9 protein-coding genes and 1 tRNA gene are annotated in these 12,257 nt (G+C 60.8%); 4 read left to right on the forward strand and 6 right to left on the reverse strand.

What is annotated here, in order from left to right; translation table 11 throughout:
• Positions 1–453 precede the first annotated feature (453 nt).
• A complete protein-coding gene (gene gabP / locus K0H47_RS04885; protein ID WP_219272088.1) occupies positions 454–1,845 on the forward strand; it encodes a GABA permease in 1,392 nt (463 codons plus the stop codon).
• A 141-nt stretch (positions 1,846–1,986) separates the two neighbouring features.
• Here gabP and K0H47_RS04890 read toward each other — a convergent pair whose 3' ends face one another.
• Both K0H47_RS04890 and K0H47_RS04895 read right to left on the reverse strand, forming a co-directional pair.
• Positions 1,987–2,400: a hypothetical protein gene (locus tag K0H47_RS04890; RefSeq protein ID WP_063033519.1), complete on the reverse strand. Its 414-nt coding sequence runs from the start codon at positions 2,398–2,400 to the stop codon at positions 1,987–1,989.
• Positions 2,401–2,473: 73 nt separating this feature from the next.
• Positions 2,474–3,394 carry an alpha/beta fold hydrolase gene (locus tag K0H47_RS04895; protein ID WP_219272089.1) on the reverse strand — a complete coding sequence of 307 codons (921 nt, stop codon included), beginning with the start codon at positions 3,392–3,394 and terminating at the stop codon, positions 2,474–2,476.
• A 172-nt stretch (positions 3,395–3,566) separates the two neighbouring features.
• Here K0H47_RS04895 and K0H47_RS04900 point away from each other — a divergent pair, with 172 nt between their 5' ends.
• A complete protein-coding gene (locus K0H47_RS04900) occupies positions 3,567–4,532 on the forward strand; it encodes an arsenic resistance protein (RefSeq protein ID WP_219272091.1) in 966 nt (321 codons plus the stop codon).
• A gap of 87 nt (positions 4,533–4,619) precedes the next feature.
• The gene (locus K0H47_RS04905) at positions 4,620–6,260 is read left to right on the forward strand and encodes a glycosyltransferase family 39 protein (protein WP_219272092.1); all 1,641 of its coding nucleotides are present in this window, start codon (positions 4,620–4,622) and stop codon (positions 6,258–6,260) included.
• Positions 6,261–6,439: 179 nt separating this feature from the next.
• Here K0H47_RS04905 and K0H47_RS04910 read toward each other — a convergent pair.
• The 4 genes from K0H47_RS04910 to K0H47_RS04925 all read right to left on the reverse strand — a co-directional run bounded on the left by K0H47_RS04910 (position 6,440) and on the right by K0H47_RS04925 (position 10,168).
• Positions 6,440–6,515: transfer RNA gene (locus K0H47_RS04910), tRNA-Phe, on the reverse strand.
• A gap of 103 nt (positions 6,516–6,618) precedes the next feature.
• Positions 6,619–6,891 carry an oxidative damage protection protein gene (locus tag K0H47_RS04915; protein WP_010169058.1) on the reverse strand — a complete coding sequence of 91 codons (273 nt, stop codon included), beginning with the start codon at positions 6,889–6,891 and terminating at the stop codon, positions 6,619–6,621.
• Positions 6,888–7,955 (reverse strand): A/G-specific adenine glycosylase, encoded by a 1,068-nt coding sequence (gene mutY / locus K0H47_RS04920; RefSeq protein ID WP_219272094.1) that lies wholly within the window; start codon positions 7,953–7,955, stop codon positions 6,888–6,890. The genes K0H47_RS04915 and mutY overlap by 4 nt, the downstream gene beginning before the upstream one ends.
• Complete coding sequence (locus K0H47_RS04925; RefSeq protein ID WP_219272095.1) at positions 7,952–10,168, reverse strand: AsmA family protein; 2,217 nt, start codon at positions 10,166–10,168, stop codon at positions 7,952–7,954. The genes mutY and K0H47_RS04925 overlap by 4 nt, the downstream gene beginning before the upstream one ends.
• A 323-nt stretch (positions 10,169–10,491) precedes the next feature.
• Here K0H47_RS04925 and K0H47_RS04930 point away from each other — a divergent pair, with 323 nt between their 5' ends.
• Positions 10,492–12,153: an OFA family MFS transporter gene (locus K0H47_RS04930; protein ID WP_219272097.1), complete on the forward strand. Its 1,662-nt coding sequence runs from the start codon at positions 10,492–10,494 to the stop codon at positions 12,151–12,153.
• The last annotated feature ends 104 nt before the right edge of the window (positions 12,154–12,257 follow it).

Consider the following 12,257-nt stretch of genomic DNA (forward strand, 5'->3'; position numbering starts at 1 on the left):
GGCGGTAAACAGACGGTGTGCGGCAGGGTGTCGCATCGGCACAGCAGTGTGTCGCGCCATCAACAACCGAACAGCCGTTTGAACCCGGATGCCTACAGGCTTCGCGTAAAAAAGGGCGCGATGGTGCCAGCTTTGGCCGGGTGTTGGAAGGGTTAAACCGGCGAACGGTTCTTATAAGCCCTCTAATGGAGCGTCACGCACAATTTGTGTGTGTTTTTGGTGCGCTTGTTCGCACTTCATGTGGGTCGCACAGTAACGCTATAGCGGAATGCCATTAGTGTCAGTGACTTACGAGAGCTGTTGAGTTTCCCTACAGGCCGCGTCAATCGCGGCCCTGTAACATTTTGGCGCAAATCTTGCGTAAAAAATAAAGAACGCCCCGTTGGTTTCTTTTCACGAGAAAGACGTCAGGCCGGGTGGACCGTATTCGCAATTCCTCGCAAAGGTGTGTCAATGAGTAGTACGCAAAGCTCCAATGACCTCGAACAGGGGCTCAAACCGCGTCACGTCACCATGCTGTCGATTGCCGGCGTTATCGGTGCCGGTTTGTTTGTCGGCTCCGGCCACGCGATTGCTGCCGCAGGCCCGGCCGTGCTGCTGGCGTATGCGGCCGCCGGTACGCTGGTGGTGTTGGTCATGCGCATGCTGGCCGAGATGGCCGTAGCATCCCCGGACACGGGTTCGTTCTCTACTTATGCCGACCGTGCGATTGGTCACTGGGCCGGTTTCACCATCGGCTGGCTTTACTGGTGGTTCTGGGTGCTGGTGATTCCGCTGGAAGCCAACGCCGCCGCGACCATCCTCCACGCCTGGTTTCCCAGCGTGGCGATCTGGGCATTCACCCTGATCATCACCTTGCTGCTGACCGCGACCAACCTGTTCAGCGTGAAGAACTACGGCGAGTTCGAGTTCTGGTTTGCGCTGATCAAAGTGGTGGCGATCATTGGCTTTGTGATCCTCGGCATCCTGGCGATTTTCGGCTTCTTGCCGGGCAGCCAGGTCAGCGGCGTTTCGCACCTGTTCGACACCCAGGGCTTCCTGCCAAACGGCATGGGCGCGGTGTTGGCGGCGATCCTGACCACGATGTTCTCGTTCATGGGCACCGAGATCGTGACCATCGCGGCCGCTGAATCGAAGAACCCTGGCCAGCAGATCTCCAAGGCCACCAACTCGGTGATCTGGCGGATCGGCTTGTTCTACCTGGTGTCGATCTTCATCGTCGTGGCCCTGGTGCCATGGAATGATCCTGCGCTGGCAGCGGTCGGTTCCTACCAGACGGTGCTGGAACGCATGGGTATCCCGAATGCCAAGCTGATCGTCGACCTGGTGGTGTTGGTGGCCGTGACCAGTTGCCTGAACTCGGCGCTGTACACCGCTTCACGCATGATGTTCTCCCTGGGCCGTCGCGGTGATGCGCCGGCGGTGTCCAAGATCACCAACAAGAGCGGCACGCCTTACTGGGCGGTGTTGCTGTCTACCGGCGCGGCGTTCCTGGCGGTATTCGCCAACTACGTGGCACCGGCGGCGGTGTTTGAATTCCTGCTGGCCAGTTCCGGCGCCATCGCGCTGCTGGTGTACCTGGTGATCGCGGTGTCGCAACTGCGCATGCGCCAGAAGCGCACGGAAGCGGGCGAGAAGATTGCGTTCAAGATGTGGCTGTTCCCGGGCCTGACGTATGCGGTGATCGTGTTCATCGTGGGCGTGCTGACGATCATGCTGTTCCAGGAAGCGCACCAGGTGGAGATCATGGCCACCGGGATTCTGAGCTTGCTGGTGGTTGCGGCGGGGCTGATGGTGTCGCGTCGGCGCAAGGGCCGGAAGGTTGGGGCTGCGGTGCTGAATTGATGGATTGAAATACGATTCATCAAACACTGCAAAAAACTGTGGGAGCCGGGCTTGCCCGCGATGGCGGTGTGTCAGTCAACACATGTATCGACTGACACACCGCCATCGCGGGCAAGCCCGGCTCCCACATTTCGTTTTGTATCAGTCTTCGGAGCTAACCAGCGCCTGTGACGCCGCGACGTAATCGGCCTGGAACTCCGGCGATTCAATCCACGCCAGCGCTGCCGCTTCATCCTCGGTATCCGTGGCCCACTGGCGATACTCGATCAGTGCCGCGAGGATAAAGTCGGTCGCTTCCTCTTCACCTTCCTGCTCCAGCACCACCGCCAACAGCGGGTGCGCCAGGAACACCGCACACAGCGCTTGTTGGCTGGTTTCGCCAGCGGTGCGCATTTCCAGGAACAGCTCGGTCAAATCCACCGACTCAAGATCGATGCGGCTGTCATCGCCGGCAAAGGCGTCCGGCTTGGTCGCGACGGCGCGTTGGGTACGGTTCTGCTTGGCCTTGGCTTTTGCCCGGTGGGCGCGTTTTTGCTGCTTGTTCGGCGAAGCCATGGGCTCACGTCCTTGGTGTCAGGATCTGGGGGTGGGGTATTGAAGCGCAGGTCTGGGGAAATCCCAAGGCTTTCTAAGTGCGATCCGTCACTTGGCGCCCCGGAGTGCCTTGGGCCAGCTCTCCCAGCTGTAGCCATGCCAGCGCAATCGGCCACAACCGATCCTGATACTGGCTGCGAAAGAACGCGAAATGTCCGACGTCTTTTTCGCCGATATCTTCAGGTGCGATCCGCAGATGCGTGCGCTCGCTGCCTTTGAAATAACCCAGCAGGCGCTCGATTGCCGCCACCGTGCCGAACGGATCATCGGTAATGCTGATGGCCAATACCTGGGCCTTCACCCGGGAAAACGGCAACTCACCCAAGGCTCGCCCGCTGGGGCGCTGTTCATAACCCGGCGTCGGCGTGCTCCAATCGCGTACCACACCCGCCGGCGTATCCTCGAGCCAGCCCATGCGCTTGCCCGGGAAGTAGCCAAAAAACGCAGTTATCAATGGCATCACCACATGCCATTTGGCAAACATCCGCCAGCGCCCGCTCGCCTCGTAGTCGCGCCAGTAGGCAAACTGCGCGCCTACCGTCACCAGGCGCCGAATTACCGCGCCGGAAGCCCCGAGTCCCGCCGCACATCCGCCAAAACTGTGCCCGACCACATCAATCGGCTGGCCAGCGAACTCCCGCTGTGCTCGCTGCAGGATCGCTTCGAAGTCCAGCACGCCCCAATCCGACCATGAGGCCTTGAACCCCTTCAGCGAGCCGCTGCGGGATTCGCCGATGCCGCGGTAGTCGTAGGTGATGACGTCGAAGCCATTGGCAAACAGGTAATCGGCAAACCGTGAGTAGTGACGGCAGCGTACAGAGGTGGCGGCGTTGATGACGACGACCGGGCGTTCAAAGTCTGTGCGCGGATGGCGCCACGTGAAGCCTCCGATGGAATGCCCATCGGCTGTGGGCTCGCGGAATGCTTCGGCTTGAGGTCGGATTGGCAGGTTCATGAGCAGGCTCGATCATTGCGCTTTCGATGGGGTGTCAACGGCCCGTGCGCAGTTTTATAAGAAGTCGAAACTAACAAATTTCCGCTACGAACACCCCGGGGATTTTTCTGAGGCTCGACCTGAGCGGCACAGATGCCTAGGCTTAGACCCTTTCGCCCACCAGAGCCGGCCCATGAACCGCGACACCCTCGAACAAAACCAGATCCCGATCTACTTCGCCACCGTGCTGCTGGCTGCCGTTGTCGGCCTGTTGGCGCCATCCATGGCCCAAGGCCTGGGCACCCTGGTGACACCTGCCATCGCCGTGTTGATGTATGCGATGTTCCTGCAAATCCCGTTTCTGCACCTGCGCCAGGGTCTGGGCAACAAACGCTTCATGGTCGCGTTGCTGTTGGCCAACTTCATCCTGATCCCGCTGCTGGTGTGGACGTTGACCCGTGGCCTGGTGGAACACCCGGCGATTCTGATCGGCGCGTTGCTGGTGCTGCTGACGCCATGCATCGACTACGTCGTGGTGTTCACCCACATCGGCAAGGGTGACTCGCGGTTGATGCTGGCCGCGACCCCGGTCCTGTTGCTGCTCCAGCTGCTGCTGTTGCCGGTGTACCTTGGGTTGATCCTGGGCGCGCAGTCGCAGGTGGTGGTGGCGGTGGGGCCCTTTGTCGAGGCCTTCCTGCTGCTGATCGTTGTACCCATGATTCTGGCGGTGCTGACGACTTCCCTGTCCCGGCGATCCACAGTCATCAGTGCGTGGAACGATGCCTGGGCCTGGTTACCCGTACCCGCCATGGCGCTGGTGCTGATGGTGGTGATCGGTTCGCAGATTACCGCAGTGGTCCGCGATATCGGCCTGCTGGCGCCGGTGATCCCGGTGTATATCGGCTTCCTGTTACTGGCCCCGGTAATGGGCGCGCTGGCTGCGCGCCTGTTCAAGCTACCGTCGATTACTGCGCGGGCGGTTACCTTCAGCGCTTCCACACGCAACTCCCTGGTGGTATTGCCGCTGGCGCTGGCATTGCCTGAAGACATCCGCGGGCTTGCCGCCGCCGCAGTGATCATGCAAACCCTGGTGGAGCTGGTGGGAGAGCTACTCTATATCCGGCTGATTCCGCTGCTGATCTGGCCCGCTCGTCGTTAGGCGGATGAATGTTTGATTCCGTTCAGGGGGCATTCAGGGTGGGGTTCGGCAACATGGACCGGTTTACCCCACCTGACAGGCTGAATAATGGATCAACACAATCGCTTTCGAATGGAATCGCTGGGCATTTTCGTTATCGCCTTGCTGCTGTTTACCCTGGGCATCTGGGACCAGCAGCCACAAGGCTTCGACGGCCGCTGGGCCGTGTTCATGCAAGAGATGTTTCGCCACGGCGCGAGCCTGTTTCCTACCACCTACGGTGAGCCTTACCCGGACTACCCGGGCACCGCGACCTACCTCAGTTACCTCTTTGCCCGCTTGTTCGGCGCGCCCAACGACCTGGCTAACGTGATGCCCACCGCCTTGGCGTCTGCCGGGGTCATGGCGCTGATCTACCGCTTGCTGGTGCCGTCGGGCCGGGCGTGGGCGCTGCTGACGGTGCTGCTCACCGCATTGACCGCGCAATTGCTGGAGAAGTCGCGCTCGGCATGCCTGGACCAGATGGTCTCGTTGCTGTGCCTCGGTGCTTTTTACCTGTTGCATACCGGCGAGCACATGGGTTCGAGGGTGCGCCAATATGCGGTCTTTCCGTTGTTCGTGGTGGCGTTTGCCATTCGCGGGCCGCTGGGGCTGATCGAGGTGTGCGGGGTGGTGTGTGTCTACTGGGCACTGGGCCCCGCTCGTACGCGGCAAGAGCGAATTGGCGTGCTGAAAAAGGTCATTGCCCATGGCGTGATCGGCCTGATCCTGCTGGCCGGCTGTTGGTGGTTGCTATTGAAGCTGGCGCGGATCAGCGGTGGCGAAGCCTTCGTCGATGATGTGCTGCGGATGCAGTTCGCCGGGCGCCTCGACGAATCCGGTGAGGCGTTCTACTTCTACTTCAAGCTGAGTCTGTACCGTTACTTCCCGGTGGTACCGCTGGCACTGGCAACGATGATTGCCCTGCGCCACAGATGGTCGATGCGTAACGAAGATGCCGACGTGCAACTGATGGTGCGCCTGGCCGCCTGCGGCCTGATGATTTTGGTGGGCTTGTCCATCCCGCACTTCAAGCGCGCCTATTACATCGTGCCGATGGTCCCGATGTTTGCTGCGGTAGCCGCCTATGGCCTGCTCCAGGCCCAAGGCTGGCTGCTTGGGGTGCGTCGTGGCTATGAGTGGCTGGTGGCTGTGTTGCCGGTGCTGGGCATTGTGGTGGTGTTTGTCTGTCGGCACCTGTGGCACAAGCACGGTTACTGGCCGGACGTTTCAGTGCCTGCGTTGGTGGGTGTGCTGATTGTGTTGCAACTGGCAGCGGTGATTGCCTGGCGCCGTTTGCAGGGCCGTCTCGGCCAGCGTTTGGTGGTGCTCAGCCTTGTTGCGTTGGTCACCCAATGGCTGGTGCTCGTCGTGGTGGTGGAGCCGGCCAAGGACCTGCAATACGACACCAAGAACTTCGTTGGCGCGGTGGAGAAGCTGCGTGCCGATACGCCTGGAACCCTGGTGTTTGTGGATCTCGCCAAAGACACCTGGGCGATTCGCTACATCATGAACCTGGATCACGACGAGAAGCCTTTGTTCATTGGGCGCAACGAACCGTTGCTAGTGGACACGCTGCCGCGCCCCGCCTGGGTGATTGTGGAGCGCAAGCAAACCGCATTGCTGAGCGGCACGCCGCTGGAGCATATGGCGCCTGTGTTCAATGGGCGGTTGAATGACAATCCGCTGCTGGTGTTTTTGGTGAGGTGAGTGCGGGGTGGGGCTGGCGATCAGCCTCAGGCCTGTCTATGGCTTGGGGCTGGAGATGCTCTTGGCCCTTCGCAATTGGATGAAAGTGAACGGCCACAAATCCCAGGCAACAAAAAACCCGCACTAGGCGGGTTTCTTGTGTGTTTCAGATGACGTTTGCACCACCTGAAACTAATTAGTGGTGCCCAGAGACGGAATCGAACCGCCGACACGGGGATTTTCAATCCCCTGCTCTACCGACTGAGCTATCTGGGCAACGGGGCGCATTAAACGGGTTTTTCAGGGGGTCGTCAAGCAAGTTTTCAAAAAATATTTAATTATTACCGTCGCTTACGGACCAACCCCCACATTTGATCAATTATTCAGCAGGTGGCACGTAGCCGTCGGCCTTGGCGTAATCTTCGCCGGAAAAGAACTTGTCCATCTCGCCCTGCAGGTATTTGCGGTCTTCGGCGTTCATCATGTTCAGGCGTTTTTCGTTGATCAACAGGGTCTGGTGCTTTTGCCAGTCGGCCCAGGCTTTGGCAGAGACGTTGTCAAAGATGTCCTGGCCTTTTGCGCCGGGGAACGGGGCGCGTTCCAGGGCGGGCAATTCTTCGTGGTACTTGCGGCAGATGATGGTGCGGGTCATGACGGAACTCCTGCGTTCAATGCTTCAGCCGCGCGCTTCAGCAGTTTCTTGACCGGGGCGGCAAGGCCCAGGCGCGGCGGGGTGGCGAGGTTATACCAGAGCCAGTCAGCCTCGGCCACGTGATGGGCAGACTCCTGGACCTGGACCAGCCAGGGTTCGATAGCCAGTTGGAAGTGGCTGAAGGTGTGGATCAGGCTCGGCAGTTCCTGTTGCTCGCCCAGCGCCAGCGAGTGCTGGTTGGCCAGGTGTTCCAGGTCTGCCAGGTCATCCAGCTCCGGCAAGCTCCACAAACCGCCCCACAAGCCCGTGGAAGGGCGACGGTAAAGCAGGATCGCGCCCTCGCCATTGGCCAGCAACGGCATCAGCGTGCGCTTTTGGGGCACGGTCTTGCGTGGCTTGGGGATTGGATAGCGGGTTTCCAGCCCGAGCATGTGGGCTTCGCAGCCCTTTTCCAGCGGGCACAGCAGGCAACTGGGTTTACTGCGGGTGCAAAGGGTGGCGCCCATGTCCATCATCGCCTGGGTGTAGGCGTTGACGCGGTCGTGGGGCGTAAAGCGCTCTGCGGTGGCCCACAGCTGCTTGGCGACCTTCGGCTCGCCCGGGTATCCCTCTTGCGCGGTAAAGCGCGCCAGCACGCGTTTGACGTTGCCATCGAGGATCGGCGCCCGCAGGCCCATGCTCAGGCTGGCAATTGCGCCAGCGGTGGACAGGCCGATGCCCGGCAACTCGGTGAGCTTTTCGACGTCACGGGGAAACTCGCCGCCATATTCGGCCACGACAATCTTTGCGGTCTTTTGCAGGTTGCGCGCCCGGGTGTAGTAACCCAGCCCCGTCCACAGGTGCAGCACCTCGTCTTCCGGTGCGGCGGCCAGGGCTTCGACCGTTGGCAATGACGCCATGAACCGGTCGAAGTAGTTCAGCACGGTGTTGACCTGAGTCTGCTGCAACATGATCTCCGAGACCCACACCCGGTAAGGCGTGATGCCCTGTTGCCAGGGCAGGTCGTGGCGACCGTGGCGGTCGTACCAGTCCAGCACCGCCGTTGAAAATTCCTCGTTTCTCATCGATTGAACAGGCCTTTCAAAGCGTCTTTCAACTGTGGATTGACCTTGTCGAGCTTCTGCTCAAGCTTCTCGCTGAGCTTGTTGCCCGCCGCCTTGATCGCGACCTGGCTCAAGCCGTCCTTGTCCAGGCGGCAAGCCTTGGCGCCCAGTTCCAGCGGGCCACGACAGCGCAACGGGACTTCGATGTTCTGGAAATTGGAGCCCACCTGGCAAGCCGGGTCCGGCACGTCGCGCTGGTCGCCTTCGACGATGATGCCGACCCGGTAGTCCATACCCAGCACGCGCAGGTCGATGTCGCCGTTGCCGTTGACGGCCAGGCCCGGGATGCGCACTTTCAGGTCAGGGTTACTGGCCACGCCGTTACGGAAGGTCAGGTTGCCCTTGAGCTCCTGGAACGGGGTGTCCTTGCCGCGCTGGTCGCCGCTGAGGGTCTTGCGGTTGAGCAGGGCGATGCCGGTGCACAGCTGTTGCTCGATGTTGGCGTTGAGCAGCACGCCATTGTTGATCGCGAAGCTGGCGGTACCGTTGAGGCTGTCGATCAGGGCTTTCTGGCTATTGCCGCGACCGTTGAGGTTGCTGTCGAGGGTGAGCTGGCCCTTCACCGGCGGGTTTTGCCCCTGGGCTTGCAGGATGCGTTCGACGGGTACTTGCTTGATGCGGGTTTGCAGCGCCAGCAGCGGGACGTCCTGGCGCACGTCAAGGTTGCCGTTGGCCTGGAAGGTGCCGTTGTAGAGGCCGCCGCTCAACGTGTCGAGCTTGAGCTGACCATCGAGGCCGGAAGCTTTCAGGGCGGCGTTCTGGATCGGCAGCTTGCTCAGGGTCAGTTGGCCGAAGGACAGGTCGGCGTTCACGTCCAGGGTACGCAGGCGGGTCAGTGGCAGCAGTTTGTCGGTGCTCCAGGCGGCCTTGGTCGGCGCATCCGGCAGTGGTGTGGTGCCACCGGCCGCCATGGCGCCGGCTTCGCTGTTCTGTACTTCAGCCTGGCGTGCGGCCGCAGCGCCTTTGGCGGCTTCGGACTTGGCCGGCAGGTAGTTGTCGGCGTTGAACGTATCCGCCTTGAGCTGCACTCGCAGGGATTGCTTGGCGAAATCATCCACGGCCACGCGCCCGGTAAAGGTGCTGTCGTCGAGTTTCAGGTTGAGGTCTTCAAGCGCCAGGCTGGTCGGCGTGCCCTTGAGGCGGCTGACCAGTTCGACCTTGCTCAGGCTGCCTGCGGCCATCGGTGGCAGCGGGTTGCCGACGCTGTCGAGGAACTTGGCCAGGTCAAACTGGGCAATCGACAGGGCACCATTAAGCTGCGGAGTCTTGTCCAGGTCATTGACCTTCAGCTCGCCCAGGGCGCGCAGTTGGTTCAGCGACAGCTTCATATTGGTCCATTCGGCGATGTTGGCGGCAAGGTCCACCAGCAATTGGCCCTGGGTCGAAAAGGTCACGGTCTTGCCTTGCAGCGGCTCGCCCGTGGCTTCGCCACTGAGTTTCATGTCTTCGAACTGGTAACGCTGGAGGGCGCGTTGAATGCGCAGGTTGCCGTTCAACTCGGTCTTGACGCGCATCAGCGGCTGGTTGGTGCCGAGGAATGCGGTGAGTTTCAGTGGGATGCTTGCACCTTCGTGCACCGCGCCGGCGCTCAACTGGATGCTTTCGGCGCTGAACTGCTTGCCGGTCTGCTCATCGTTGTATTCGACGCGGGCGTTGTTGATGGTCAGGCTGTCGATGTCCAGGCGGATCGGCTGCGGCGGCTTTTCAGGCTTGGGCGCCGTGGCCGCTTCAGTGACGGTGGGCGCACTGGCGGCGGTGGCCGGGTCCGGCACATTCTTGCCGATGTCTTCCCAGTTGCCGTGGCCATGCACGTCTTTGTTCAGGCGCAGGTTCAGGCCTTCGACACGCACGTCGCTCATCTGCACTTCGCGGCGCAGCAGCGGCAGCACGCGAACCGACAGGCCGAGCATCTGCAAATCGGCAAACGGTTGGGTCGGGTTGGTCAGGGTCGCAACGCTGGCCTCGTGCAATTCAAGACCGAGCCAGGGGAACAGGCTCCACCCGATGTCGCCATTGAGCGTCAGCTCGATGTGGGCCTTGTCGCGGGCAATCTGGCGAATCTCGTCTTTGTAGTCGTTGGGATCGAAGAGATGGGTCAGGGCAAAGCCTAGAGCCACAATGATCAGCAACAGCCCGAGAAGTACCAGACCCAGGATTTTGCCGAACGCTTTCATGGGCGAGTCCTTGTATGTCGATTTAAAATTTAGCCGAAGAGTATAACGCCCGAAGGCTTACGTCAGTTCGCGGATAGTTACATTGTATCCACGGTCGAAAAAACGGGATTTTGGCGTCAAATAAGTCAGATAACCTGGAAAAGGTGATGGCAGTTTGGTTTTTCTGTCATCCACAGATGCTAATCTCTGCGTGTTCGTCCGCCTTCTGCGGCTAAACGTCGCGCCAAAATGGAGCTTTACTCAAAAAAACGGCCACGCTTTGCGTGCAAGGCTGAAGGAGAGAGCGCCCGACGGACACATACTAATAACTGGGGGAAACACCAATGAGCACTAGCACTGCGGCGGGTCATACTGCTGCACAGCCTGCGTTCCTGTCCAAGGAGCGCATTATCGCCAAGCCCGGGTTCAACCGTTGGCTGGTACCACCGGCCGCCCTGGCCATCCACCTGTGTATCGGCATGGCCTACGGCTTCTCGGTGTTCTGGTTGCCGTTGTCCAAGGCGCTGGGTATCACCGCACCGGTCGCCTGTGCGCCGGACATGAGCTTTATCAGCCAGGTCTTCTCGTCGCAATGCGATTGGCCCATCTCCATGCTGGGCTGGATCTACACCCTGTTCTTCATCTTCCTGGGTTGCTCGGCAGCCATTTGGGGCGGCTGGCTGGAACATGCCGGGCCACGTAAAGCCGGCGTCGTGTCGGCCTTGTGCTGGTGCGGCGGCCTGCTGATCTCCGCATTGGGGATCTATACCCACCAGATCTGGCTGATGTGGATCGGCTCCGGGGTCATTGGTGGTATCGGCCTGGGCCTGGGTTATATCTCTCCGGTGTCGACCCTGATCAAGTGGTTCCCGGACAAGCGCGGCATGGCCACCGGCATGGCGATCATGGGCTTCGGCGGCGGCGCGATGGTGGGTGCCCCGTTGGCAGCCGCCCTGATGGGCCACTTTGCTTCGCCGACCAGCGTTGGCGTGTGGCAGAGCTTCGTGGTCATGGCCGCGATCTACTTCGTGTTCATGATCGGCGGTGCCTTGTCCTACCGCGTTCCGCCTACCGGCTGGAAGCCTGAGGGCTGGACTGCCCCGGCGAAAAAAGCCAGCAACGCGATGATCACCCACCGTCACGTGCACGTGAACGTGGCCTGGAAAACCCCGCAATTCCGCCTGGTGTGGCTGGTGCTGTGCCTGAACGTGTCTGCCGGTATCGGCATCCTCGGCATGGCTTCGCCGCTGCTGCAGGAAGTGTTCGGCGGCAAATTGCTGGGTAACGGCCTGACGTTTGGCCAGCTGGATGCCGGTCAACTGGCGTCCATCGCAGCCATTGCCGCCGGCTTTACCGGTCTGTTGAGCCTGTTCAACATCGGTGGCCGGTTCTTCTGGGCATCGTTCTCCGACTACCTGGGCCGTAAAAACACCTACTTCGTGTTCTTCGCATTGGGATTTGCCCTGTACGCGTTGATCCCGAACCTGGGCCACCTGGGCAACGTCGCGCTGTTCGTGGCTGCGTTCTGCATCATCCTGTCGATGTACGGCGGTGGTTTTGCGACCGTCCCGGCTTACCTGGCGGACCTGTTCGGTACGCAAATGGTGGGCGCGATCCATGGTCGTCTGCTGACGGCGTGGGCAGCGGCGGGTGTGTTGGGTCCGGTACTGGTGAACTACCTGCGTGAGTACCAGTTGAGCATCGGCGTTGAACGCGCTGCGGCCTACGACATCACCTTGTACATCCTCGCCGGCCTGCTGGTGCTGGGCTTTATCTGCAACCTGCTGGTACGGCCGGTGGCAGACAAGTACTTCATGACCGACGCGGAATTGGCTGCCGAACAGGCGCTTGGCCACGACAAGGGCTCCGATTCCAGCACCGTGCTGGAATGGAAAGCCTCATCCGGTAGCGTGCCATTGGCGGTTGCCGCCTGGCTGGTGGTGGGTATTCCGTTGGCGTGGGGCGTGTGGGTCACCCTGCAGAAAACCGCAGTACTGTTCCACTAACACCGCGTAAACCTTGTGGGAGCGGGCTTGTGTGGGAGCGGGCTTGCTCGCGAATGCGATGGATCAGTCAGCACATGTATTGGCTGACACACCGCTTTCGCGAG

The sequence above is a fragment of the Pseudomonas sp. Xaverov 83 genome, assembly GCF_019352905.1.
In the GTDB taxonomy this organism is placed as follows: Bacteria; Pseudomonadota; Gammaproteobacteria; order Pseudomonadales; family Pseudomonadaceae; genus Aquipseudomonas; species Aquipseudomonas yamanorum.

Excerpts from the sequence above, each read along its gene's own strand:
- K0H47_RS04915 (WP_010169058.1), bottom strand. The coding sequence starts at position 6,891 with ATGACCCGCACCATCATCTGCCGCAAGTACCACGAAGAATTGCCCGCC.
- K0H47_RS04900 (WP_219272091.1), top strand. The coding sequence starts at position 3,567 with ATGAACCGCGACACCCTCGAACAAAACCAGATCCCGATCTACTTCGCC.
- K0H47_RS04930 (WP_219272097.1), top strand. The coding sequence starts at position 10,492 with ATGAGCACTAGCACTGCGGCGGGTCATACTGCTGCACAGCCTGCGTTC.
- gabP (WP_219272088.1), top strand. The coding sequence starts at position 454 with ATGAGTAGTACGCAAAGCTCCAATGACCTCGAACAGGGGCTCAAACCG.
- K0H47_RS04905 (WP_219272092.1), top strand. The coding sequence starts at position 4,620 with ATGGATCAACACAATCGCTTTCGAATGGAATCGCTGGGCATTTTCGTT.
- K0H47_RS04925 (WP_219272095.1), bottom strand. The coding sequence starts at position 10,168 with ATGAAAGCGTTCGGCAAAATCCTGGGTCTGGTACTTCTCGGGCTGTTG.
- K0H47_RS04890 (WP_063033519.1), bottom strand. The coding sequence starts at position 2,400 with ATGGCTTCGCCGAACAAGCAGCAAAAACGCGCCCACCGGGCAAAAGCC.
- K0H47_RS04895 (WP_219272089.1), bottom strand. The coding sequence starts at position 3,394 with ATGAACCTGCCAATCCGACCTCAAGCCGAAGCATTCCGCGAGCCCACA.
- mutY (WP_219272094.1), bottom strand. The coding sequence starts at position 7,955 with ATGAGAAACGAGGAATTTTCAACGGCGGTGCTGGACTGGTACGACCGC.